The sequence below is a fragment of the Streptomyces sp. NPDC058664 genome (genome assembly GCF_042716635.1).
In the GTDB taxonomy this organism is placed as follows: domain Bacteria; phylum Actinomycetota; class Actinomycetes; order Streptomycetales; family Streptomycetaceae; genus Streptomyces.
In genome coordinates this window covers 24099-48894 of record NZ_JBHXRW010000021.1, presented here as the reverse complement: position 1 = coordinate 48894, position 24796 = coordinate 24099, and the positions used below count along the sequence as shown (strand labels likewise).

Here is a 24796-nt window from a genome sequence, read left to right as displayed (position 1 = left end):
ACGCTCAGGGCTTGCCGTCCTCGGCCGCCTCCAGCGCGAAGAGCGCCCCGTCCGGATCACGCACCACCACCGCCCTGCGCCCCTCCTCCTCCGCACCGCGCACCCCGCCCCAGTCGTCGCCCGGCACCACCGACCCGCCGTGCGCCAGGACCTCGGCCTTCGCCGCCTCCGGATCGGGCACCCGGAACCGCACCAGCCAGCGCGGACGCAGCTGGGGCCGGGGCGAGCCGGACTCGACCGGCCCGCTGTTCAGCCGGGCGACGGCCTCGCCGTCACGCCGCAGCACCACCTTGTCCTGCTCGTACGACACCTCGAAGCGGTCCGGTGCCTCGTCCGCCCAGCGGAGCACCCCGCCGTAGAACACGGCGGCCTCGAACGCGTCCCGCGTGTGCAGTTCGAGCCAGGCGGGCGCCGAGTGCTCCCCGATGTGCCAGTGGGTCTCCGTCCGTCCCTGCCACACGCCGAAGGCCGCGCCCTCCAGGTCGGTGGCGAGCGCCGCACGTCCCCGGGGCGGATAGGCGACCGGCCCCACGCCGACGGTGCCGCCGCGCTCCCTGATCCGCGCCACGGCCGCGTCGGCGTCGTCCACGGCGAAGAACGCCGTCCAGGACACCGGTACGGAGAGCTCGGCCGCGACGGCCGCGATCCCGGCGACGGGCACCCCGTCCAGCTCACCGACCGCGTACTCCCGCTCCTCGCCGCCCCGCCGGAACGTCCAGCCCAGCACGGCCCCGTAGAAGCGCTCCGCCGCGTCCAGATCGTGCGCGTTCAGACTCAGCCAGCACGGTGCGCCCACCTCCTCTCCGGTCGTCGGCCCCGACACCGGCACCACCTCCTCGTCGTCCTGTCTCGCTGCGTGCGTCGTGCGCCCCTTCCCCGCTCCGGCGCCGCCCATGCGCGCGCTCACCCACGTGCCGCCGATCACCACCCGCCCGGGTGCGCCGACCGTACGGCCGGTGGATATCGTCCGATCATGAACGGCCCGCAGCTCCTCCTCGAAGAGGACCCCGCCACCTGCCCGACCCACTCCGGCCCGCCCCTGCTGCTGCGGCCCTGGACGCACGAGGACGCCCGGCCGCTCGTACGCCACCACCAGGACCCGCAGCTGCGGACATGGCTCGCCACCCACCTGGACACCGAACGGGAGGCACGCGCGTGGGTGGACGCCCAGAACGAGGGCTGGGCGGCCGGGACCCGAGCGGCGTTCGCCGTCGTCGAGTCCACCTCCGCCGGTTCCGCTCCGGCACTCGGCCACATCGCCGTCACGGCGACGGACGCCGCCGACGGAACGGCGCCCGTACGCCTCGGCTACTGGACCGCGGCCGAGGCACGCGGCCGCCGTGTCGCCTCCCGGGCCCTCCTCCTCGTCACCGCGTGGGCGGCGGACGGTGAAAGCCCCTTCGCCGGGCGCGCCCTGGAACTCGTGCACGCCGTCGGCAACGAGGGATCGTGCCGCACCGCCCTCGCCTGCGGCTTCCCCCTCACCCGGACCCTCCCCGCCGCCCCGCCCGGCCGGCCCCGCGCCCAGCACCTCCACACGGCTTCGGACCCGGGGGCCCCGCGCCGGGCTCAGCGCGCCGCGCGGGCGGCGTAGGCGCGCACGTCGGCGTCGGAGTCACCGGCCGCCCCCGCGAGCGCCGTACGGGCCGCGGGGTCGGCGCGGTGGACGAGGAGCGACAGCACGGCGGCCTTGCGGACGTCCGGGTTCACATCGGCGAGAGCCCCGGCCAGAGCGGGGACCGCGAGGGCGGCCGGGGCGGCCCGGAGCGCGGTCGCGGCGCCCGACCTGACCTGCCAGGCGGGATCACCGAGCGCCGCCCCGGCCGTCGCCGCGTACCCGGGCGGGCAGCCGGTGCCGGCCAGGGCGCCCAGGGCCGCGCCCCGCACCAGCGGATCCGGATCGTCGAGCAGCGGGCCGAGCGGGTCCGGCGCCGGGTCCCGTACGGCGGCGAGACCACGGGCCACCGCGACCCGCACCTCGCGGGCCGGATCGGCGGCCGCCACCGCCAGCTCCGCGACCCCGTCCACCGAGACCAGGGCCCGGACGGCCCGCACGCGCACGTCCACGGCGGCGTCGGCGAGCGCTCCCGCGTACAGCGGGGCGTCCCCGAGCCGCAGCGCCCGCAGGACGTCGAGCGCGGCGGCCCGCACCGCCGCGTCGGGCACGGCGAGGGCCTCCCGCAGGCCGTTCCCGAGCTCCGGCTCGGCGGGCAGCACCTCCACCAGTTCGCGCAGGGCGGCCGAGGCGGCGGCCCGGACCGCGGGCGCGTCGTCCCGCAGCCGCGCGGCGAGCGCGGGTCCCGCGCCGGCGGGCGCGGTCTCCCCGACGGCGGTGACGGCGGCGGCCCGCACCGCGGGATCGGCGTCGTCCAGATAGGGCGCGAGCGCGTCGAGCTCGGGGGAGTCCTCGACGAGGGAGAGCAGCCGCAGCAGCCGCGGGTGAGGGGCCGCGACCGCCGGGGACCCGACCGGAGCGGCCTGCCCGGTGTCCGGCCGCGCCGCCGGAGCCGAGTCCCGCGGACCGGCCGTGGCGACCGGCACCAGAGCCACCTCGCCCAGGTACCGCTCCGGACCACCCGGCGGCGCGAACTCCGGCACCGGCACCACGTACGGCTCGACCGGCCGTGCCGTGAACTCCATCGCCCCGGAAGGTGACTTGCGCAGATCGAGGTGGTGCAGCCAGCCCTCGTCGTCCCGCTCCGGATGGTCGAGCCGCTCGTGGTAGAGCCCCCAGCGCGACTCCGTCCGGGCGAGCGAGGCCCGCGCCGCCATCTCGGCGCAGTCCCGGATGAACGACACCTCCGCGCACCGCATCAGCTCGTGCGCCGTACGCGCCCCCATCCCGGCGATCTCCTCCGACATCCGGGTGAACGCCTCGACGGCCAGGGAGAGTTTCGCGCCCGTCTTCGGCGGGGCCACGTAGTCGTTGACGAACCGCCGCAGCTTGTACTCGACCTGCGGCTGCGGCGGGCCCTCCGGGTGGCGGAGCGGCCGGTAGACCAGCTCATGGGCCGCCGCGACCTGCTCCCCGTCCAGCTCCCCTTCGTAGGCCCGGTACCGCGACGCGTCCTCGCCCGCCAGGTCTCCGAAGACGAACGCCCCGATCATGTAGTTGTGCGGTACGGAGGCCAGGTCGCCGGCCGCGTACAGCCGGGGCACGGTGGTCCGGGCGTGGGAGTCCACCCGTACCCCCGACGCCGAATGCCCGCCGCACAGACCGATCTCGGAGATGTGCATCTCGATGTCGTGCGTCCGGTAGTCGTGCCCGCGCCCCTCGTGGAAGGTGCCCCGGGTGGGCCGCTCCGTGGTGTGCAGGATCGACTCGACCGCGCCGATGGTCTCCTCGGGGAGATGACTCAGCTTGAGGTAGACCGGGGCCCGGTCCGAGGCGAGTTCGGCCGCGAACTCGGCCATCATCTGCCCCGACCAGTAGTCCGACTCCACGAACCGCTCGCCGTGCCGGTTCACCTGGTAGCCGCCGAACGGATTCGCGACGTAGGCGCAGGCCGGGCCGTTGTAGTCCTTGATCAGGGGGTTGATCTGGAAGCACTCGATGCCGGTGAGCGCCGCCCCCGCGTGGTACGCCATGGCGTAGCCGTCGCCCGCGTTCGTGGGGTTCTCGTACGTCCCGTACAGATAGCCGGACGCGGGCAGGCCGAGGCGCCCGCAGGGGCCGGTGGCCAGGATCACGGCGCCCGCCCTGACGACGACGAACGCGCCGGTACGGGTGTGGAAGCCGGCCGCGCCGACCGCCCGCCCGTCGTCCGGGTGGGTGAGGATCCGGACGGGCATGACCCGGTTCTCGATCCGGATCCGCTCCCGCATCTCGCGCCGCCGCAACTGCCGGTACAGGACCTTCTTCACGTCCTTGCCCTCGGGCATGGGCAGCACGTACGAGCCGGACCGGTGCACCTGGCGCACCGCGTACTCCCCGTGCTCGTCCTTCTCGAACTTCACCCCGTACGACTCCAGGCGCCGGACCATGCCGAAGCCGCGGGTGGCCGTCTGCCGGACCGTCGACTGGTCGACGAGGCCGTCGTTGGCCCGGGTGATCTCGGCGACGTAGTCGTCGGGCTCGGCACGGCCCGGCACCACCGCGTTGTTCACGCCGTCCATGCCCATGGCGAGCGCGCCGGAGTGCCTGACGTGCGCCTTCTCCAGGAGCAGGACGCTCGCCCCGCGCTCGGCGGCGGTCAGCGCGGCCATGGTGCCGGCGGTACCGCCGCCGATGACGAGCACGTCGCAGGAGAGCTCGGTCGCGTCGGCGATGTCGGGCACGGTCAGGGGGGTGTCCACGGGGAGCCTTTCGCAAGTGATTCGGGTGCCGGGGTGTCCGGCGGAGCCTCAGAGGGAGTCGAGGACGCGGCGGCGCAGCGCGGCCGTGGCCGGTGCGTCCCCGGCCTCGCGCGAGCGCGGGTGCGGCACGTCCAGGACCTCCCCGGACGCGAACAGGACGATCCGGTCGCCGAGATGGAGCGCCTCGTCCACGTCATGGGTGACGAAGACGACGGTCGCGCCCGTGCCGCGCAGGATCTCCACGAGGAGGTCCTGCATCCCGGCGCGGGTGTGGGCGTCGAGCGCGCCGAACGGCTCGTCCATCAGGACCGCGCGCGGCCGTCCGGCGAGGGCGCGGGCCAGCTGCACGCGCTGCCGCTGGCCGCCGGACAACCGGTGCGGCAGCTTGTCGGCGTGCCCGCCGAGCCCGACCCGCTCCAGCCATTCCCGGGCGGCGCGGCGCCGGGCCGCCCGGGGTACCCGGCGGATCGCCAGCGGCAGTTCCACGTTGGCACGGACCGAACGCCAGGGGAGCAGGGCGTCGTGCTGGAAGACCACGGCCCGGTCGGCGCCCGGCCGGCGGATCGGTTCCCCGTCCTGGGTGACCCGTCCCTCCAGCGGGGGCAGCAGCCCGGCGAGGGTGCGCAGCAGGGTGGTCTTGCCGCAGCCGGAGGGGCCGACGACGGTCAGCAGCTCGCCGGGCGCGATCCGCAGCCCGGCGGGGCCGGGCACGGCGACCCCGCCGGGGTGACCCAACCGGACGTCATGAAGGGCGAGTTCCGCACCGGCGGGGACGGCGAAGGACGGATCCCCGGAGACGGCGGACGGGCCCGAGGGCGGGGCGGACGGGTCCGAGGGCGGGGCGGACGGGTCCGAGGGCGGGGCGGACGGGTCCCCCGGGACGGCGGATCGGTTCACGGTCCTCATGGCACCGGCTCCTTCTCGGGCAGGGATACGGGAACGGGGGCGGGGGAGCGGTCCGGCGGGGGAGCCGTGGGGCGGCCCGTCGGGCGCGCGGGGCCGGGCGTCCCCCGGCCGGCCGGACTCGGCAGCCACGCCGTGACCCGGCGGCCGAGCGACTCGACCGCGGTGGAGGTGAGCCGGCCCAGGACGCCGATGGTGACCATGCCGACGAAGACCCCCGGGTAGTCGACGACCGTGTAGTCCTGCCAGGTGCGGTACCCCACCCCGTACTCGCCGGAGATCATCTCGGCCGAGATCACACAGATCCACGCGACGCCGATCCCCACCGAAAGCCCCCCGAAGATCCCCGGCAGGGCGCCCGGCAGCACCACCGAGAACAGCACCCGGGCCCGGCCCCCGCCCAGGGTGAGGACGGCCTCCTCCCACACCGGGTCCAGGGCCCGCACGGCGTGCCGGGTCGACACGAGCACGGGGAAGAGGGCCGCGGCGCAGGTGATGAAGACGATGCCCTGTTCGTTGGTGGGCAGCAGCAGGATCGCGACCGGCACCAGGGCGATGGCGGGGATCGGGCGCACCACCTCCACCAGAGGGTCGAGGAGGTCGGAGGCCCAGCGGGACCGGGCGACGGCCGTTCCGGCCGCCACCCCGAGGACGGCGGCGAGGAGGAAGCCGACCGCGATCCGCCGCAGACTGTGGCCGAGGTCCTGCCGGTACGCCTCGGTGCCGATCCGGTCGGCGAGGGCGGAGGCGACCTCCACGACCGTGGGGAACTGCTCGAACCGCAGCCACAGGTTCACGTCGAACGAGGTCAGCAGCTGCCAGAGGCCGAGGGCCGCCAGCGGGGAGGCCACCCGGACCAGGCGGCGTACGGCGCTCACGGAGCGAGCCTCAGGGCGTCCGCGTACGGGACGATCCGGGAGCCGGCGTGACCGGAGACGTACCGCTCGGCCCCCGCCCGGGTCATGAAGGTGAGCCACTCGGCGCCGTCCGCGACCCACACGGACCGGTCCGCGAACCACTGCGTCCCGGTCACCGCGTCCGGCACGTAGGCGGCCCGGACCGAACCGACCCCGACCGCCTTGACGGCCTCGAGGAGCTGCGCGGGAGTGCCGAAGGTCCGGGTCGAGGCCTGCCCCTTCAGCCACAGCTCGGGCCTGGGGGCGGTCGCCTTCGGGTACGCGAGGTCCGGCACCGCCCGGCGCAGCGGCGCCGTGTCGACGAAGGCGTCCACGTCGACGTCCTTCACCAGACCGGCCTCCTTCAGGACCGGCACGTCCTCCTTGAGCGCGGCGACCAGTTCCGGGCGGATCGCCGGGTCGAAGGTGGCGATGCCCTGGGCCCCGTTGTAGAGGTGGACCACCTCGGCGGGCAGCCCGGTCTCCTTCGCCACCGACTCGGCGGCGGCGACCGGCCGGGTCCGCAGGTGGTCCGTGGCCCGGCGCTGCGCGCGCAGGAAGGCGTCGAGGACGGCGGGCCGCCGCTCGGCGAACCTTTCGCGCACGGTGACCCCGTGGAAGGTCGGCAGGTTCAGCTCGGCCCCGTCGTACAGGGCGGTCGCCCGGCCTTGGAAGGCGAGGAGCCCGGGCCAGGCGACGAACTGCGACAGCGCGTCGACGCTGCCCGCCGACAGGGCCGAAGCCCCGACGCTCGGCTGCTGGTTGAGCGCGCGGATGTCCTTCCGAGGGTCGATCCCGGCACGCCGGAGGGCCCGTACGAGTGTCCCGTCGGAGGCCGAACCGACGCTGGTGGACACCTTGCGGCCCTTGAGGTCCGCGAGCGAACGCAGCGGCGAACCGGGCGCGGTCACCACGGTGTTGAGGCCGCCGCGCAGGTTGTACCCGGTGACCGCGACGAGCCGCGTGGGCTCCCCCAGCTGCTTGCCGCGCGCCGCGTTGATCAGCAGCGGGAAGTCGCCCATCGAACCGATGTCGATCTTCCCCGCCGTCATCTGCGCGGTGATCGGCGCCCCGGTCGCGTAGTCCTGCCAGGCGACGCGGTACGTCACGCCGTCCTTCCGGCCCCGGGCCGCGAGCTCCTCCTCGAAGTAGCCGAGGGAGCGCAGCAGGGTGCCGGCGGTGACGGTGTTGATGGTCTTCGACTGGTAGCCGACGGTCACCGTGACCGTCTTGCCGTCGGACGTGCCCCCGGCGTCAGAACCGCCGCAGGCGGTGGCGAGCGGCAGCAGCAGGGCGAGCGGGAGGAGCAGCGGAAGTCTTCTTCGATTCACGGGAGTTCGGCCTTTCACCGGAGCAGGTAGGGCATGTTGACGGTGACCGCGCCGGTGGGGCAGCGGGCGGCGCACGGGCCGCAGTACCAGCACTCGTCCACGTGCATGTACGCCTTGCCGTCGTCCTCGCGGATCGCGAGCGAGTCCAGCGGACACATGTCGACGCAGAGGGTGCAGCCGGTGATGCACTTCGACTCGTCGATGGTCACGGGCACGTCGGCGCGCTGGGGGACCAGAGGCATGGCTGTCTCCAGGAAGGGGTGGAAGAGGGGATCGGGGCTTCGGACCGGGGCTTCAGAGGGAGCGGCGCAGGACGCCGCTCATGGTGATGCGGTCGCCGCGGAACCGGATGAACTCCAGGTCCACCGGGCGCCCGTCGGGCAGACGGGTCAACCGCTCCAGCATCAGGACGGCGGCTCCGCGCGGGGCCTGGAGCACGGCGGCGGAGTGCGCGTCGGCGTTGACGGCCTCCAGGGTGATCTCGGCGTGCCCGAGCGGGCCGCCCGTGAGCTGCTCCAGGAGCCGGAACACATCGGTGTTCTCCAGGTCGCAGCCGAGGAGTTCACTCCCGATGTCCATGGGGAGGTACGACAGGTCGAGGGAGAGCGGCAGCCCGTCGAGCCGCCGCAGCCGCTCGACGCACAGCACGTCGGAGTGGTCCGGCAGCCCGAGCCGGTGGGCCACGGGGCCGGGGGCGGACACCGGGCCGACCGTCCGGACCTCGTTGGTGACCCGCCCGTGCTCGCGCAGGGTCTCGGCGAGCCCCTGGAGCCGGTCCAGGCCGTGCGGATACTTCTCGCACACCACCACCGTGCCGACCCCCGGCCGCCGCTCGACGAGCCGCTCGCCGCGCAGCAGGTCCAGGGCCTGCCGGACGGTGTTCCGGCCGGCCCGGTAGTCGGCCGCGATCACGTCCTCGAGGGGAAGGACGCCGCCGGGGAAGCCACCCGCCAGGATCTGGTGGCGCAGCAGGTCGGCGAGCTGCCGCGCCCGGTCCGCGCGCAGCCGGCGACGGCGGGCGGCGGCGACGGGACGGGCGGCGGGAGCGGGTTCGGCGGGCATGGCAAGGAACGTAACCGTGGGACGGCCCCGATGGTGTTGCGGCAGTATTGCGCCACCTGACACCCCGTACGCACCGCTCTGACCTGCGAAGACTTCAGGTGGATACGGAGATCCGCCACCTCGTCGCCCACCAGGTGGACCACCGGCCGCCCACCATGCGGAAGCGTCAGTCGGCCTGCCCCCCGACCTGGTCCCGGAGGGCCGTGGTGAGGTGGTGGTGCAGGACGCCGAGGACCGGCTCACCGGGACCGAACAGGCCGCCGGCGAGCTTCCAGTAACGGCGGATCAGCGGCCCCTCGCCCCGGGCGAGCAGCGGGACGAGCCCCCGCCGGAAGTCCGGGGAGTCCGACGTCCCGAGCGCCCGGGCGTAGGACGCCACGAAACAGTCCAGGGCCCCGCCGCCCGGAAGGGCGTGCCCGGCCCGCTCCTCCGCCGACGCCAGCGCGTACGCCTCCGCCAGGCCCTCGTACAGCACCGCGGGACGGTACTCCCCGTCCGGGAGCGGCGGCGCCGGCCGCGACTCCGGACGGTCGAGGCCCGGATCGGACACCAGCGCGTGCAGCCTCGCGAAGTCCAGCACCTGCCCGGGACCCGGCTCCGCCGGAACCCCCGGCACCACCGACTCGAGGACCAGGGACACCACCCGTCGCGGCAGCCGGACCGGCAGGATCCGGCGCCAGAACCGCGCGATCGCCGCCGTGTCGGGCGGCACGGACACCGCACCGATCAGCCGCAGCCGGTCGGCACGCTCCCCGGCCGGGCAGTCCCGGATCAGCCGCAGCGAGGCCTCGCGCCAGCGGAGCGCGGCCAGTTCGGAACCCAGCTCCCTCAACTGCCCCGAGACGACCTCCTCCAGGGCCTCGTCCCGTTCGAGGACCCGCTCCACCCGGGGGACGGGCAGGCCGAGGGCGCGCAGGGAGCGGATCAGCCGGAGCCGGTCCAGGGCCTCAGGACCGTACCGGCGGTGTCCTCCGGAACTGCGCCCCGCCTCGAGCAGCAGCCCTCGGTCGGAGTAGTAGCGCACCGTCTTCACGGTGACCCCCGCCCGCTCGGCGAGCCTTCCTATGGTCCACAGCCCGTCGGACGGCATGACGTGACCCTTCCCCGGGGGCCGGACCCCCGCGTACGACCCGGTGGCGGGCTCCAGTCTGCGGTACGGCTCCGGATCCTTGCATCTCCCGCAGGGGGAGTTCCTAGCGTGACGGCGAGGCGATGGACAGGAACGGCGAGGAGACGGACATGACGGCGTACGTACTGGTGCCGGGCGCGTTCACCGGCGGCTGGGTGTGGGATCGGGTGGCCGCCCGGCTGCGGGAGACGGGAGCGGAGGCGTACCCCGTGACCCTGACGGGGATGGGGGAGCGACGGGACGGACCCACGGGCGCGGCCGACGGGGCCGGGCCGGGCACCGGTCTTGAGACCCATGTCGAGGACCTGCTGCGCCTGATCGACGGCATCGCGGCGCGCCGGGTGGTCCTCGTCGGGCACGGGTACGGGCTCCACCCCGTCCTCGGCGCCGCCGACCGGCGTCCCGGGCGCGTCGCCCGGATCGTCTCCGTGGACACGGGCCTGCCGGGGGACGGCGAGGCCGCCGCACGCTCCGTACCCGACCCCGAGGTGCGGGCGCGGCTGGCGGACGGAGCCGGCGACGGGGGCTGGATCTCGCCGCCGCGGCCGGGCACCTGGTCCCGCTGGGGCAGCACCGAGGACGTGCCCGCCGGGGCGCTCGAACGACTGGAGCGCCTCGCCGCGCCCCAGCCCGCGGGCACCCTCACCCAGCCGCTCCGGCTGGCAGGACCGGCCGCCCGGCTGCCCGTCACCGGCGTCCTGTGCGCCGGCAACGGATCCGGCATCGACCTGGTGGAGATGCTGGTGGAATCGGGGCCACCGCAGTTCCGGGCGCTCGCCGACGACCGGATGCGTTTCTTCGAACTCGGCACCGGGCACTGGCCGATGCTGTCCGCGCCCGACGAGCTGGCCGAGGTGCTGCGCGCGGCGACGGCGGGGGAGGGACACCGGGTGACCCCGCCCGAGGACGCCCCGGGACACGAACGGCCGACCCACCTCCTGCCCTTCCTCCTCGACGTGCCCGAGGTGCCGCGCGAGCGGCACGGACGGGTCGACCTCCATCTGCCGGACGCCGACCGGCCCCGGCCGGCCGTCGTGTTCGTCCACGGCGGGCCCGTCGCCCCCGACCAGCGGCCCACCCCGCGGGACACGCCGTTCCTCCTCGGACACGGCCGCCACGCGGCGGGCCTCGGCGTGGTCGGCGTGACCCTGGACCACCGGCTGCACGGCCTCGCCGACCACGCCCGGGCCGCCGAGGACCTCGCCGAGGCCGTCGCGCTCGTCCGCGCCCACCCCCGCGTCGACGGGGAGCGGATCGCGCTCTGGTTCTTCTCCACCGGCGGACTGCTCATGGCGGACTGGCTCGCGGCGCCCCCGCCGTGGCTGCGGTGCCTGGCCGCGAGCTACCCCGCCCTGGCGCCGCTGCCCGGCTGGGCGGGGGTGGAGCCCCGCTTCCGGCCCGTCGACGCCGTCGGTACGGCGGACGGGCCGCCGGTCGTGCTGACCCGGGCGGGCCGTGAGCACCCCGCCTTCGCGGCGACGGTCGAGGAGTTCCTGACCGCCGCCGGGGAGAAGGGCGCCGCCGTCGAGATCGTCGACGTCCCGCACGGCCGCCACGGCTTCGAACTGGTCGACCCGACCGACGAGTCCCGCGCCGCCGTGGAACGGGCGATGCGTTCCGTCCTCGCGCACCTGCGGGGCACATGACCGGTCCCGGCCGCCTCGTGACCCCGGAGGATCCGGGAACCGCACCCCGGTCCGGGCAGCGCGGGGCGGGTCGAGCACCGCCGGGGTCGTGGCACCGCCGCGTTAGCGGAACGTCAGTGAGACGTGAGTGACGCAAGGGAGAGTGGTGTCCGTCCGCAGGTCGGGGGAGACGGCTGGTAACCGCCGCAGTGTACGGACGACCAGCCGACACCGGTCCGCACGGACCGGACCCGGGGCGGGCCGTGGGGGCCCGCCCCGGGCCCACCTCCGCCCGGACACGGGTCACACGGGGCCGCCCGCGGGCCGCCGTCCGCGTGACGCGACCCGCGACCTCATCCCCTGTCTTCCGGAGGCATCATGCAGCGACGGACGTTCCTCAAGACCACCCTGCTCGGCGCGGCGGTCACCGCCGTACCGCTCGAAACGCTCCTCGCCACAGGCGCGTCGGCCGCCGTACCGCAGGATCCGGTCACCTCCCTGAGCGCGCTCCAGAGCGCGATCGACCAGGCGGTCGCCGGTGACCGGATCGTCGTGGCCGACGGCACGTACACCGTCCCCCCGGGTGGTGGCATCGACCTCTCCGGCCGGAACGGCACCGCCGGCGCGCCGATCACCATCGTCGCGCAGAGCCGCGGCGGCGTCGTGCTGCGCGGCGAGCGCAGCTTCCTCCTCGACGACTGCAGCAACATCGTCATCAGCGGTTTCGCCCTCCGGCAGAGCGGCACCCTGACCGTCCCGGTGACCAGCACCGGCATCCGGCTGACCCGCAACGACTTCCAGTTCGCCGAGGTGACCCCGGTCGACTGGCTCCTCGTCGAGGGCGACGACGTCAAGATCGACCGGAACCGCTTCCACGACAAGACCACCGAAGGCATCTACGTCGTCGTCGACGGCCCCGGCGAGAAGGCCGTGGCCCAGCGCACCACCATCTTCAGGAACCACTTCTCCGACCACAGCTACGCCGGTGCCAACGGCGGTGAGTCGATCCGCCTCGGCGTCAGCAGCCGCGCGCTGTCCGTCGCCGACGCCACGGTGGAGTACAACCTGTTCGAGCGGTGCGACGGGGACCCCGAGGCGATCTCCGTGAAGTCCTCCGGCAACACCATCCGGTACAACACGATCCGCGCCAGCCGCGGCGGCATCGTGCTCCGCCACGGCAACGGGTCCACGGTGGAGGGCAACTACCTGCTCGGCGGCGCGGAGGGCATCCGCGTCTACGGCAACGACCACCTCATCGTCAACAACCACCTCGCGGCGCTGACGGGCCGGGCCCTGGTCATCGGCAGCGGCAGCACCCGCGACCACCACGACGGGGAGACCACCGAGCAGCGGCGCGGCAACGACGCCTGCGACCGCGCGGTGATCGCGCACAACACCCTGCGCGGCAACAAGAGCGCGCTCTCCGGCGAGACCCGGACCTACGAGCCCCGGGACGTGGTCGTCGCCGACAACATCCTGGTCGGGGAGAGCGGAAGCCTCGTCGCCATGGGGGCCACCAGCGGCTTCACCTGGCGGAGCAACATCCTGTGGGGCGCGGCGGCCAACGGCACGATCCCCGCCGGCGGCTTCACCCGGGTCGACCCCCGGCTCCAGCAGGGCTCCGACGGCGTGTTCCGCCTCGCGGCGGGCAGCCCCGCGATCGGCGCGGCGACCCTGACCGGCACCCCCGTCCCCGAGGACATCGACGGCCACGCCCGGGGCACGGCCCGCGACATCGGCGCGGACGAGTACTCGACGCTGGCCCCGACCCGCCGCCCCCTCACGGCCACGGACGTGGGCCCCCACGCCGCCTGACACCGGAGCCCCGCCCCGCCGGCACCCGAGTTCCCGTGCCCGGCGGGGCGCCGGTGTTCAGCTGGTGACCGTCATCACCGTCGCGGCCGTCACCGCGACCATCGCGGCCTGCATGTCGCGGATCGCCCGCCGCACGCCCTCCGCGGCCCACTCGCCCGCCGTGAGTTCCTCCAGGCGCGGCGCGATCTCCTTGCGCGGTACGTCGGGGAAGGCCAGGCGGTACAGCTTGGCCCCGTGGATCAGGGCGAGGAGACCCGTGGTGCGGGCGTGATGGGTGGGGCCGTCGAGGACCACCGCGCCCAGCCTGGCCCTCAGGTCGCGTTCCACCGAGCCGTCCGCCTCCGGGTAGCGGGTGACGGGGAAGAGACCCAGCACCCTGTGCTGCTCCTCGCGCACCAGACCCCGCTCGCACAGGCTCTCGATCGTGGCCTTGACGGCCTTGCTCTGGTCCTTCGTCAGCCACTCGGTGACCTTCGGAGCCCGGCTCTTCTTCCCGCACCAGGTGGTGAGCTGCCGCAGCCGTCCGTCGAGCAGGGGGACCTCGGTGGGCGTCGGGTCCGTCACCCGCAGCCGCCCGTCGTCGACCGACACGCGCCCGGCCAGCACCAGGTCGAGCAGGATGCCGCCCGCGACGGCCCACGCGGCGGACTGCCGTTCCTTCGCCGCGCCGGACTCGTCGTCCAGCGACAGCAGCATGATCTCCTCCGCGAGCGTGACCGCCACCCGATATCCCTTGCCTTCCGTACGTGCTCGTCCTCGGCGCCCCGACAACCTCCGGCACCCTTCGCCCCGGAGGACGGTCGGCGCGGGCCGGTGGTTCCCGGACCGGACCGCCGCTCTTCGGGACCCGGGAGGTCGCCCCGGCCGGGGGCCGGTTCCCGAGGCATCGCGGCTTTGGTCTGGACCGCTGGGGGCGGGGCCGTCAAGCTCTCCCCATGGACTTGGAGTTGAGGCACCTCAAGACGATCCGGGCGATCGCGGACGCGGGGAGCCTCACGCGTGCCGCGACCGCGCTCGGGCTCGCCCAGCCCGCGCTCAGTGCCCAGCTCAAGCGGATCGAACGGGCCCTGGGCGGCCTGCTGTTCGAGCGGGGACGGGAGGGGGTGCGGGCCACGGCGCTCGGGGACCTGGTCCTCGAACGGGCCCGCGTGGTACTTCCCGCCGTCTGCGAGCTGCAGGAGGAGGCGGTGCGCTTCGCGCGCGACGGCGCGGCGGGCTACCGGCTCGGCGGCACCCACGGGCCGCTGCTCGGCGGCCTCGTCGACCGGATCGCGCGCACCGACCCCGGGGCGCCGGTCACCACGTACACCTCCTGGTCGGAGCGCGAGATCGCCGGCGGGGTCGCCGACGGACGGCTCGACTTCGCCCTCGTCGGGGTCTGCGGGGAGAGCGGCCCGCCCGAGGCGGGACGCCTCGCGTGGACGGAGGTCGCCCGCGACCCGGTGTACGTGATGCTGGCCGCCGACCATCCGCTGGCGCCCCGCACCGAGATCGACCTGGCCGAACTCGCGGCGGAGGCCTGGACCGACGTACCCGGGGACGGTTGCTTCGGCGACTGCTTCGCGGCCGCCTGCGTCCGGGCGGGGTTCACCCCGGCCTGTGTGTACGAGACGGACACCGCCTCCTGTGTGCACCTGGTGCGGGTCGGCCGGGCCGTCGGCCTCTGCCGGGCCACCTTCCCCGTCACGCCGGGCCTCGTCACCCGGCCCCTCGCCGGTACCCCGCTGGTGTGGCGGCACCTGCTGGGCTGGCATCCCGAGGGGCGTGCGGCCGGACGGGCCGCCGCGGTGCTCGGCCACACCCGGGCCGCGCACGCCGAGGCGCTGGCCACCAGCGCCGGCCGGACGCCCGCACCGGCACCCCGGGAGGGAAGCCCGCGCTGACGGCCGACCACCGACCACCGACCCCTGACCGTTTCCGGCCGGGCCGACTCGCTTCCTGCTCCTGGCCGCGCCGACTCGCTTCCCGCTCCCGCCGACCCGTCCCCGCTCCCGCCCGTCGTGCTTCGCTCCCGCCCACCGGGGGCACCCCCGGCATAACGCGATGGCAGGGGCCGACCGGCAGCTGCCGGGCGCTCCTCGGTCTCCCTACGGTTCCAGCAGACCCCCACCGAGAACCGAGTACCGAGGAGACACCCCATGCTCCGACGACACGCCCGCACGGCGTGTACCGTCCTGGCCGCCGCCGGAATGGCGCTGGCCGGGCTCCAGGCGGGCTCCGCCGCCGCGGCCCCGCACGACGACCGGGACCGGCACCCCACCGCGTCCGTCAGGACCGCGGCCCAGGCCCTCGGCGCCGATGCCGCCCGGCCCGAGCTGCTCGACGCGATGCGGCGCGACCTGGGACTCACCCACTCCCAGGCCCTGACCCGCCTCGCCAACGAGGCCGAGGCCGGTGCCACCGCCGCCCGGCTCCGCCAGGACCTGGGCCGTGCCTTCGCCGGCGCCTGGGTCGACGGCGCCGAGGCCGGCACCCTGACCGTGGCCACCACCCGGGCCTCCGACGCGGCCGCGATACGGGCCTCGGGCGCCCGGGCCCGGATCGTGACGCGTGAACTGACCGCCCTGGACCGGGCCAGGGAGACCCTGGACCGGTCCGCCGGCACCGACGTGCCCGTCCGCTACGTCGACGTGCGCGCCAACGTCCTGGTCGTCGAGGAGACCAGGGCGGGAGCCGGCGAGCGGCTCGTCGAGGCCGCCGGGGTCCCGCGCGACCTCGTCCGTGTCGTCCGTACCGGAGAGGCCCCCCGCCCGCTGTACGACATCCGGGGCGGCGACGCGTACTACATGGGCGGCGGCGGCCGCTGCTCGGTCGGCTTCGCGGTCACGCGGGGCACCACCCAGGGCTTCGCCACCGCGGGCCACTGCGGCCGCGCGGGCACCGCCACCAGCGGGTTCAACCAGGTGGCCCAGGGCAGCTTCCAGGGCTCGGTCTTCCCCGGCAAGGACATGGCCTGGGTCGCGGCCAACACCAGCTGGACCTCCACCCCGTACGTCAAGGGCGCCGGCGGCGCGAACGTCCAGGTGACCGGCTCCGTCCTGCAGCCCGTCGGTTCCTCCGTCTGCCGCTCCGGCTCGACCACCGGCTGGCACTGCGGCACCGTGCAGCAGCACAACACGAGCGTCACCTACCCCGAGGGCACCATCTCCGGGGTGACCCGTACGACGGTCTGCGCCGAGCCCGGCGACTCCGGCGGCTCGTACATCTCCGGCAGCCAGGCGCAGGGCGTCACCTCCGGCGGCTCCGGCAACTGCGCCGGCGGCGGCACGACCTTCTTCCAGCCGCTGAACCCGCTGCTGCAGAACTACGGCCTGACGCTGCGGACCACCGGCGTCGACCCGGGCCCCGGCCCCGGCGAACCGGAGCCGGGCGGCACCTGGGCGGCCGGCAAGGTCTACGCGGCCGGCGACGTGGTCACGTACGGCGGCGCGAGCTACCGCTGCCTCCAGGGCCACCAGGCCCAGACCGGCTGGGAGCCGTCGAACGTCCCGGCGCTCTGGCAGCGTCTGTGAGCAGGGCCGGTCGGTGACCGGGGGCGCCGTGAACCCGTGGGGGGTGTCGCGGCGCCCCCTCCGGGTTTCCGTACGACCCGTACGGCCGGCGCGCCCGTCAGGCGTCCGCGAGGCCTCCCCGCGCGATGACCTCCGCGTACCAGCGGGCGCTGTCCTTGAGCGTCCTGCGCTGCGTCGCGAAGTCCACGTGGACGATGCCGAACCGCTTGCTGTAGCCGTACGCCCACTCGAAGTTGTCCAGGAGCGACCAGAGGAAGTACCCCCGCACGTCCGCGCCGTCCGCGAGGGCGCGGTGCACCGCCGCCAGATGCGCGTGGAGGTACGCCACCCGCTCCGGGTCCTTCACCTGGCCCGAGGGGTCGGCGTAGTCGTCGTACGCCGCGCCGTTCTCGGTGATCACCAGCGGTACGCCCGGCAGCTCGTCCCGCAGCCGGATCAGCAGCTCGTGCAGTCCGGTGGCGTCCACCGGCCAGTCCATCGCGGTGCGCGGACCCGGCGCCGGCTCGAACCGGACGTGCCGTTCCGCGCCGCCCCACGGCGACGGCGACTCGGAGGTGCCCGCCGCGACGACGGACGGCGAGTAGTAGTTGATGCCGAGGGAGTCGAGCGGCGCCGCCGCCGTCGCCAGGTCGCCGTCCCGGACGAAGGACCAGTCCGTGACCGGGGCCGTGTCGCGGACCAGGTCCTCGGGGAGCCGGCCGTGGAAGACGGGGTCGAGGAAGATCCGGTTGCCGACCGCGTCGACGCGGCGGGCCGCGTCCACGTCCTCGGGGGCCTCCGAGAGGGCCCGTACGGCATGGAGGTTGAGGGTCAGGGACACCTCCGCCGAGCCCGGCAGCGCGCCGCGCAGCGCACGGGCCCCGAGCCCGTGCGCCAGGTTGAGGTGGTGGGCGGCGCGCAGCGCGGCGAGGTCGCTGGTGCGGCCCGGGGCGTGCACGCCGTTGCCGTAGCCGAGGAAGGCCGCGCACCAGGGCTCGTTGAGCGTGGTCCAGGTCGCCACCCGGTCGCCGAGGGCGTCCGCCATGATGCCCGCGTACTCGGCGAACCGGTACGCCGTCTCCCGGTGCGGCCAGCCGCCCGCGTCCTCGAGCTCCTGCGGCAGGTCCCAGTGGTAGAGCGTCGCCACGGGCCGGATGCCGGCGTCGAGGAGCCGGTCGACGAGACGCCCGTAGAAGTCCAGGCCCTTGCGCACGGCGGGGCCGCGCCCGGTGGGCTGGACCCGGGGCCAGGCGACCGAGAAGCGGTAGTCGGTGACGCCGAGCCGCTTCATCAGCGCCACGTCCTCGTCGACCCGGTGGTAGTGGTCGGCCGCGATGTCACCGGTGTCGCCGTTGCGCACCTTGCCGGGCGTACGGCTGAAGGTGTCCCAGATGGAGGGGGTGCGGCCGTCCTCGGCCGCCGCCCCCTCGATCTGGTAGGCGGCCGTGGCGGTGCCCCAGCGGAAGCCCTCGGGGAAGCGGAAGGCGGTCGTCGTGTCGGTGCGGGCGTCGAGCGCGGTCATGGGGTGGGATCTCCCTGGAGTGAGACGTACGGGGGGATACGGGGGCGGTGCGCCGGTCAGCCCTTCACCGCGCCCTGCATGATTCCGCCGACGATCTGCCGGCCGAGGAGGCCGAAGACCAGCAGCACCGGCAGGGTGCCGAGCAGCGTGCCCGCCATGATCACGGACTGGTCGTGGACGTAGCCGCCGCCGAGCTGGCGCAGGGCGACCTGGACGGTGGGCTCGGACGAGGTGAGGGCGACGACCGGCCAGAAGAAGTCGTTCCACGCTGCCATGAAGGTCAGCAGACCGAGCACCGCCATGCCGGGCCGCGCGATCGGCACCACGATCGACCAGAAGATCCGGGCGGTGGAGGCGCCGTCGACCCGGGCGGCCTCGATCAGCTCGTCCGGCAGCGCCTGCACCAGGTACTGGCGCATGAAGAACACCCCGAAGGCGGACACCAGACCGGGCAGGATCACCGCCTGGAGCTGGTTCACCCAGCCGAGCTCGGCGATCAGCATGAACAGCGGGATCACCCCCAGCTGCGGCGGGATCATCATGGTGCCGACGGTGATCGCGAGCAGCGCGCCCCGGCCCCGGAACCGGAGCTTGGCGAAGGCGAACCCGGCGAGCGTGCAGCACAGCACGGTGCCGAGGGTGATGGAGCCGGAGACGATCAGCGAGTTGAGCAGTGCCTTGCCGATGTCCGCCTCTTCGAGGACCGCCTCGAAGTTCTTGATCAGGTTCGGTCCGGGCAGCAGGGTCGGCGGGACCTTCGCCAGATCGGCGTTGGAGCGGCTCGCGGCGACGATCGTCCAGTAGAAGGGGAAGGCGGAGAAGAGCACGGCGACGATCAGGATCGCGTAGGCGAGCGGACCCGCGTGCAGGGTGCGGCCCGCCCGGGAGGCCCCGCGCCGGGGCACGCGCGCGCGTACGGGGGCCGGGGGAGCGGCCGGCGGATCGGCGGGCCCGTTCGGCGCCGGGACCGGGGCCGGGGCGATCGGCGCGGTCATCGGCCGGCCTCCTTGCGGGAACGGCGGCGCGCGACCAGGGCGTTGACCCCGACGAGCACCACGATGAGCAGGAACATCACCCAGGCGATGGCGGCGGCCCGGCCCAGGTGGAAGAAGCCCCAGCCCTGCTCGTACATGTACAGGCCGAGCGTCTGGTACTGGTGCGAGATGCCGCCCGATATGGACCCTTCGAGCAGCAGCGGCTCACCGAACAGCTGGGTCGCGCCGATCGTCGAGACGATGACGGTGAACAGGATCGTGGGCCGCAGGCCCGGCAGCGTGACGTGGAAGAACTGGCGCCACCGCGAGGCCCCGTCCATCGCGGCCGCCTCGTACAGCTCGTTCGGGATGGACTGCATGCCGGCCAGGTAGATCAGCGCGTTGTATCCGGTCCAGCGCCAGACGACGACCGTGGAGACGGCGATCTGCGAGGCGACCGTGCCGTTCTGCCAGTCGACGGGGTCGATGCCGACCAGGCCGAGCGCGTAGTTGATCAGACCGAAGTCGCGGCCGAAGAGCTGGGCGAAGACGAGGGTGGCGGCGGCCACCGAGGTCGCGTACGGCAGGAGGACGGCGGTCCGCAGGAAGGTGCGGCCGCGCATCCGGTAGTTCAGGAGGTGCGCGAGCCCGAGCGCCATGACCAGCTGCGGCACGGTGGAGAGCACACCGATGGTGAAGGTGTTGCGCAGCGAGATCCAGAAGTACTCGTCGCCGAAGAGCGCGGTGTAGTTGCCGAGGCCGCGCCACTCCATCGTGCCGGGCGTCTGGAGCTCCACCCGGTAGAGCGAGACGAAGGCCGTGTAGATCAGCGGGAAGAGGCCGAAGGCGGCGAACAGGGTGAAGAACGGGGCGAGGTAGGCGTACGGCGAGAACGTCTGCCAGGCCCGCCGGACGGACCCCCGCCGCGCGGGCGGCGGGACCGGCCTCGGCGGCGCCGGGGTCTCGGATGCGGTGAGGGTCACGGTGCGGCCCTTCGGAGGGGAACGGGGGAGGAGGGGCGTGGAGGGACGCCCTCGGCGGTGTGTGGGGTACGGGGAAGGCGCGTGCCGGGCGGGCGTGCCTTCCGGGCGGGCGGCTCCGTCCGGGCGGGCGTGCCGGCGGGGCGGGCGTGCCGGCGGGGAGGGCGCGTGTCGGGCGTGGGTCTTCGGGCGGGGCCCGCCCGGAGGGCGGTCCGGCGGCGCCGGTCGGCCGGCCCGGACGGACGCGGCCGACCCGGACGGACGCCCGCCGAAGGGCGGTGGTCCGCCGGAGGGCGGCCCGGCGGCGCGGGTCAGCCGATCGTGTTCTCGACGCCCTTCTTGGCGTTCGACCAGGCCTTCTCGGGCGAGGTCCCCTTCCGCTCGACCTCGCTCAGCGCGTTCGTGATCTGCTGTGCGATGTTCTGGTCGTGCACGCCGAGCACCTGGACCGGGGCCGCCTTCGCCGCCTCGCCGAAGATCTGCCCGATCGGGGCGTTCGAGAAGAACGGGTCCTTCGCGTCGGCGACCTTCGCGATCGCGCCGGTGGCGGAGGGGAAGTTGCCCTGCTTCTGGAAGAGCTTGGTCTGCTGCTCGGGGGCGGTGAGCCACTTGATCAGCTCGTACGCCTCCTTCTTGTGCTTCGCGGCCTTCGGCACCGCCAGGTAGGAACCGCCCCAGTTGCCGGCACCGCCGGGCAGCTTGGCGACGTCCCACTTGCCCTTGCCGGCCTCACCGGTCTGGCCCTTGATGTAGCCGAGCATCCAGGCGGGGCACGGCATGGTGGCGAACGATCCGGCGGAGAAGGCCTGGTTCCACTGCGGGGACCACTGGTCGAGCTTGGCGCTCAGGCCGTCGTTCGCGGCCTGGACGGCATGGTCCCAGGCGGTGCGCAGGGCGGGGTTGTCCTCCCAGATCAGCTTGCCGGAGGCGTCGTAGTACCGCTCCTTCTCCTGCCCGATCATGATCGAGTAGAGGCTGCCGACGCTGTCGAGCCAGGCGCTCTTTCCGGGGGCCTTCGCCTTGTACTGCTTCCCGAGTGCCAGGTAGCCGTCCCAGGTCGCCCACTTCCCGGCGAGCTCCTCGCGGTCGGTCGGCAGCCCGGCCTGCTTGAACAGATCGGTGCGGTAGCACATCGCCTCCGGACCGACGTCCGTGCCGAGCCCGAGGACCTCGCCGCCCTTGCCGGTGGCGGCGGCCCACTTGGCGGGGGCGAACTGGTCCTTGAGCGCGTCCGCCCCGTACTTCCGCAGGTCCTCGAACCGCTCGGTCTGCTGCTGGGTGACGGAGGCGATCCGGCCGACCTCGATGCCCTGCACGTCGGCGAGGCCGGCGCCACCGGCCAGCCGGGTCTGGAGGGACTTCCAGTAGTCGGCCTCGTCCTCCGTGTCCGTCTGCTTGATGGTGACGCCGGGGTGGAGCTTCTCGTACTCGGCGTACAGCCCGGCCTCCTTGTACCCGAAGGAGCCGAACAGGTCGACGGTGAGGGTGACCTCGCCTCCCGCGCCGTCGGCGGACGTGTCGTCCGGCGTGCCTCCGCATGCGGCGAGCAGGGCCCCGGTGAGCGCGAGCGCCCCCAGTCGTACGACGGCTCTCCTCGTGGTCCTTGCGGCTCGGGCGATGGGCATGGGAAGCCTCCCTTGGCTCCGGAACGAGCGAGAGCGGCTGAGAGCGCTCTCAAGCGTGCGGGGGGAGCGTGCCTGTGGAGGAGGTCATCCGTCAAGGCTCGAAGGCGTAACGGACGAGAAGGGGCAGCAACTCCCGTCTGTGTTCAACCTCTTGACACACGTGTTTCGGCGGTTTTACGTTTCCGGCGATCTGAGAGCGCTCTCTGAGGTATCTCCGAACTCTCTCCGATGCTCGTCGTCCCTCCCCGCACGTTCCTTCGTGCCCCCACTCGTCGCGACGACATGAGGTGCCGTTCATGCCAGCCCCCCGCACAAGGCCGGCCGCCGCGCTGGTCCTGGTCTCCGCCCTCGCCGCCCTGGGACTCGGCCCCGCCGCCGCCCCCGCGGCCGCGGCCCCCGTCCCCACGGGCGCCGGAAGCTACTCCGACACCCGCCCCGCCGGAACCTCCGGCCCCACCACCAACACCGGCGCACCGGTCACCCCCAAGGTCACCCCCGCCGCCCAGGGCAAGCCGGTCCCCACCAACGACTGGTGGTCCTCCCTCGCCTACCAGCGCTACGGGGACAACCCCTACTCCACCCCCATGTACGGACATCCGCTCACCTACCAGGCCGTCGCCGGCGGCCTGGAGATCGGCTACCCGACCACACCCGCCGTCGTCGGCGACGGCCGCCAGTACGAGTTCGCCCACAAACGGGACCTCACCCTCGGCCTCACCGGCCTCAACTCGCCCGACACCAAGGCCGACGCCTGGTCCGACTGGACCGTCACCCCCTACTGGTCCGACGGCGCCCGCACCCTGCGGACCACCATCGGCCACGGCATGCCCTACGTGTACGCCAAGGGAACCGGCGGCGACGCCCGGATCACCACCGCCACCGCACCCGCCGTCTTCGCCGACCAGGGCAACGTCCTCGGCATCACCGTCGCCGGACACCACTACGCCCTCTTCGCGCCCGGCGGCACCGACTGGAACGTCTCCGGCTCCACCATCACCGCGGGCCTCGGCGGCAAGGACTACTTCTCCGTCGCCGTCCTGCCCTCCACCGACGCGCTCGCGACCTACCGGAAGTACGCCTACAGCTTCGTCACCGGATCCACCGTGAACTGGAGCTACGACGCCGGCACCGTCCGCGCCGCCTACACCCTGACCACCGAGGCGAAGGAGGGCACCGAGCGCGGCACCCTCCAGGCGCTCTACCGGCACCAGTGGCTGCACACCACCGACCCGCTCACCCCGTACACGTACGTCTCGCCCCGCGGCACCATGAAGGTCCGCGAGGCGGCCGGCTTCACCACCACCCAGAAGGCCGCCGCCACCCTGCCCGCCCTGCCGGGCGGCACCGGCGCCGACACGGCCCGGCTGCGCGGCTACCTGAACGAGGTCGCCAACTCCGCCGACCCCTTCTCCGGCGCCGTCGACACCTACTGGACCGGCAAGGCGCTCGGCAAGCTCGCCCAGCTGGTGCCGCTCGCCGACCAGATCGGCGAGACCGCGCTCCGCGACAAGCTCCTCGGCCAGATCAAGGGCCGCCTCCAGGACTGGTTCACGGCCGGAGGGGCGAGCGAGTTCTCGTACGACGGGGCCTGGAAGACCCTCACCGGCTACCCGGCCTCCTACGGCAGCGACACCGAACTCAACGACCACCACTTCCACTACGGCTACTACGTGTACGCCGCCGCGATCGTCGCCCAGTACGACGCGGGCTGGGCCGCCGACTCCGCCTGGGGCGCCATGGTCAAGACCCTGGTCCGCGACACCGCCAACCCCAGCCGCACCGACGCCGCCTTCCCCTTCCTCCGCGGCTTCGACGTCTACGCCGGACACAGCTGGGCCAGCGGCCACCAGGGCTTCGCCGCCGGCAACAACCAGGAGTCGTCGTCCGAGTCGACCAACCTCAGCGCCGCCCTCGTGCTCTGGGGATCGGCCACCGGCAACACCCAGCTCCGTGACCTGGGGACGTACCTGCTGACCACCGAGGGCGAGGCCATCGCCCAGTACTGGTTCGACGCCGACCAGCAGGTCTTCCCCGGCTCCTTCCAGCACGACACCGCCGGCATGGTGTGGGGCAGCGGCGCCGCCTACTCCACCTGGTGGACCGCCAACCCCGAGGAGATCCATGGCATCAACGTCCTGCCGGTGACCGGCGGTTCGCTCCACCTCGGCGGCCACAAGGACGCCGTCCGGCGCAACATCGCCGAGATGGAGCGCGAGAACGGCGGACCCGCCGTCGAATGGCGCGACATCCTCTGGGAGTTCCAGTCCCTCGCCGACCCCGGCGCCGCCAAGGCCAAGTGGGACGCCGGACACGCCGGATACACCCCCGAGGCGGGCGAGTCCAAGGCCCACACCTACCACTGGCTCACCGCGCTCGACACCCTCGGCGCCCCCGACGCGACGGTCACGGGATCGATCCCCACCTCCGCCGTCTTCGCCAAGGGAACCGCCCGGACGTACGTGGCCCACAACCACGGGGCCACCGCCCGTACCGTCACCTTCTCCGACGGCAAGTCCCTCTCTGTACCGGCGCGTTCCACCGCGACCGGTACCGGCACGGGCGGCCCGGGGCCCGACCCCGAGCCGTCCACCGGCAACACCTTCCAGCTCCGCACCGGTGGGGCGCTCACCACGGCCACCGGTGCCACGGCCGGCAGCGACACCATCGCCTCCGCGCAGGGCGGCAACCACGACGGGACGCCGAACCGGCCGCTCGTCTACGTGGCCAAGGGCGTCAACGGCACGCTGAAGGCGGGCGGCTCCACCGCCTTCCGGCTCCAGGTCGACGCCGGGACGGCCGTCGGGCTGGGCCAGCAGGCCCGGATCAGCTACGACCTCACCGGTGACGGCACCTTCGAACGGACGGAGACGTACCACTACTTCGCGACCGATCCGGTGACCGGCTGGGAGGAGTACGCCCAGTCCCGCGGCCTGAGGTCCGCCACCGGCACCCTCGGCAACCTGAGCGGCGGAACGGTGCGCCTCGAGGTCTGGAGCGCCATCGGGAACGGTGACGCGCGGCTCCAGACGGGCACGGACCGGTCGGTGGTGGTCATCCCTTACGACTGACCCGCCCGGACGGATCAGCGGAATCGGGGGGGGGGGGCGCCGGGGAACACCCGGGCGCCCCCCCCCCCCCCCCCCCCCC

19 protein-coding genes are annotated in these 24796 nt (G+C 74.1%); 6 read left to right on the top strand and 13 right to left on the bottom strand.

The window, feature by feature from the left end; all coding sequences use genetic code 11:
• Positions 1 to 4: 4 nt before the first annotated feature.
• The gene (locus ACFWUY_RS18770) at positions 5 to 832 is read right to left on the bottom strand and encodes a VOC family protein (RefSeq protein ID WP_384109220.1); all 828 of its coding nucleotides are present in this window, start codon (positions 830 to 832) and stop codon (positions 5 to 7) included.
• A 141-nt stretch (positions 833 to 973) separates the two neighbouring features.
• Between ACFWUY_RS18770 and ACFWUY_RS18765 the strand changes: the two genes are divergently transcribed.
• Positions 974 to 1594 carry a GNAT family N-acetyltransferase gene (locus ACFWUY_RS18765; protein ID WP_384108985.1) on the top strand — a complete coding sequence of 207 codons (621 nt, stop codon included), beginning with the start codon at positions 974 to 976 and terminating at the stop codon, positions 1592 to 1594.
• Here the strand turns inward: ACFWUY_RS18765 and ACFWUY_RS18760 are convergent.
• The 7 genes from ACFWUY_RS18760 to ACFWUY_RS18730 form a co-directional block, all read right to left on the bottom strand.
• Positions 1570 to 4296, bottom strand: a complete 2727-nt coding sequence (locus ACFWUY_RS18760; RefSeq protein ID WP_384108982.1) for a fumarate reductase/succinate dehydrogenase flavoprotein subunit — start codon at positions 4294 to 4296, stop codon at positions 1570 to 1572. The genes ACFWUY_RS18765 and ACFWUY_RS18760 overlap by 25 nt on opposite strands.
• 48 nt (positions 4297 to 4344) lie before the next feature.
• Positions 4345 to 5202, bottom strand: a complete 858-nt coding sequence (locus ACFWUY_RS18755; protein WP_384108979.1) for an ABC transporter ATP-binding protein — start codon at positions 5200 to 5202, stop codon at positions 4345 to 4347.
• The gene (locus tag ACFWUY_RS18750) at positions 5199 to 6077 is read right to left on the bottom strand and encodes an ABC transporter permease (RefSeq protein ID WP_384108976.1); all 879 of its coding nucleotides are present in this window, start codon (positions 6075 to 6077) and stop codon (positions 5199 to 5201) included. Before ACFWUY_RS18750 ends, ACFWUY_RS18755 begins: the two co-directional genes overlap by 4 nt.
• The gene (locus ACFWUY_RS18745; protein ID WP_384108973.1) at positions 6074 to 7426 is read right to left on the bottom strand and encodes an ABC transporter substrate-binding protein; all 1353 of its coding nucleotides are present in this window, start codon (positions 7424 to 7426) and stop codon (positions 6074 to 6076) included. Before ACFWUY_RS18745 ends, ACFWUY_RS18750 begins: the two co-directional genes overlap by 4 nt.
• A 14-nt stretch (positions 7427 to 7440) precedes the next feature.
• On the bottom strand, positions 7441 to 7668 hold the full coding sequence (locus tag ACFWUY_RS18740) for a ferredoxin family protein (RefSeq protein WP_384108970.1): 228 nt from the start codon (positions 7666 to 7668) through the stop codon (positions 7441 to 7443).
• A gap of 52 nt (positions 7669 to 7720) precedes the next feature.
• Positions 7721 to 8488: a GntR family transcriptional regulator gene (locus ACFWUY_RS18735; RefSeq protein WP_384108967.1), complete on the bottom strand. Its 768-nt coding sequence runs from the start codon at positions 8486 to 8488 to the stop codon at positions 7721 to 7723.
• 166 nt (positions 8489 to 8654) lie between these two features.
• Positions 8655 to 9578, bottom strand: coding sequence for a MerR family transcriptional regulator (locus ACFWUY_RS18730; protein ID WP_384108964.1), 924 nt, complete (start codon positions 9576 to 9578; stop codon positions 8655 to 8657).
• A 149-nt stretch (positions 9579 to 9727) separates the two neighbouring features.
• Between ACFWUY_RS18730 and ACFWUY_RS18725 the strand changes: the two genes are divergently transcribed.
• A complete protein-coding gene (locus ACFWUY_RS18725; protein ID WP_384108962.1) occupies positions 9728 to 11263 on the top strand; it encodes an alpha/beta fold hydrolase in 1536 nt (511 codons plus the stop codon).
• A 357-nt stretch (positions 11264 to 11620) separates the two neighbouring features.
• The gene (locus ACFWUY_RS18720) at positions 11621 to 13057 is read left to right on the top strand and encodes a chondroitinase-B domain-containing protein (RefSeq protein WP_384108959.1); all 1437 of its coding nucleotides are present in this window, start codon (positions 11621 to 11623) and stop codon (positions 13055 to 13057) included.
• A 57-nt stretch (positions 13058 to 13114) separates the two neighbouring features.
• Here ACFWUY_RS18720 and ACFWUY_RS18715 read toward each other — a convergent pair whose 3' ends face one another.
• Complete coding sequence (locus ACFWUY_RS18715; RefSeq protein WP_384108956.1) at positions 13115 to 13780, bottom strand: GPP34 family phosphoprotein; 666 nt, start codon at positions 13778 to 13780, stop codon at positions 13115 to 13117.
• A 212-nt stretch (positions 13781 to 13992) separates the two neighbouring features.
• Between ACFWUY_RS18715 and ACFWUY_RS18710 the strand changes: the two genes are divergently transcribed.
• Together ACFWUY_RS18710 and ACFWUY_RS18705 are read left to right on the top strand one after the other, a co-directional pair.
• Complete coding sequence (locus tag ACFWUY_RS18710) at positions 13993 to 14940, top strand: LysR family transcriptional regulator (protein WP_384108953.1); 948 nt, start codon at positions 13993 to 13995, stop codon at positions 14938 to 14940.
• A gap of 255 nt (positions 14941 to 15195) precedes the next feature.
• Positions 15196 to 16569: a carbohydrate-binding protein gene (locus ACFWUY_RS18705; protein WP_384108950.1), complete on the top strand. Its 1374-nt coding sequence runs from the start codon at positions 15196 to 15198 to the stop codon at positions 16567 to 16569.
• A gap of 97 nt (positions 16570 to 16666) precedes the next feature.
• Here ACFWUY_RS18705 and ACFWUY_RS18700 read toward each other — a convergent pair whose 3' ends face one another.
• From ACFWUY_RS18700 to ACFWUY_RS18685, 4 genes are all read right to left on the bottom strand, one after another.
• Positions 16667 to 18070 carry a GH1 family beta-glucosidase gene (locus tag ACFWUY_RS18700; protein WP_384108948.1) on the bottom strand — a complete coding sequence of 468 codons (1404 nt, stop codon included), beginning with the start codon at positions 18068 to 18070 and terminating at the stop codon, positions 16667 to 16669.
• A gap of 56 nt (positions 18071 to 18126) precedes the next feature.
• On the bottom strand, positions 18127 to 19065 hold the full coding sequence (locus ACFWUY_RS18695; RefSeq protein ID WP_384108945.1) for a carbohydrate ABC transporter permease: 939 nt from the start codon (positions 19063 to 19065) through the stop codon (positions 18127 to 18129).
• Positions 19062 to 20027, bottom strand: a complete 966-nt coding sequence (locus ACFWUY_RS18690) for a carbohydrate ABC transporter permease (protein WP_384108942.1) — start codon at positions 20025 to 20027, stop codon at positions 19062 to 19064. The genes ACFWUY_RS18695 and ACFWUY_RS18690 overlap by 4 nt, the downstream gene beginning before the upstream one ends.
• Positions 20028 to 20335: 308 nt before the next feature.
• Positions 20336 to 21649 (bottom strand): ABC transporter substrate-binding protein, encoded by a 1314-nt coding sequence (locus ACFWUY_RS18685; protein WP_384108933.1) that lies wholly within the window; start codon positions 21647 to 21649, stop codon positions 20336 to 20338.
• Between the two features lie 296 nt (positions 21650 to 21945).
• On the opposite strand from ACFWUY_RS18685, the gene ACFWUY_RS18680 reads away from it, so the two are divergent.
• Positions 21946 to 24717 (top strand): glycosyl hydrolase, encoded by a 2772-nt coding sequence (locus tag ACFWUY_RS18680; RefSeq protein ID WP_384108930.1) that lies wholly within the window; start codon positions 21946 to 21948, stop codon positions 24715 to 24717.
• Positions 24718 to 24796: the final 79 nt, after the last annotated feature.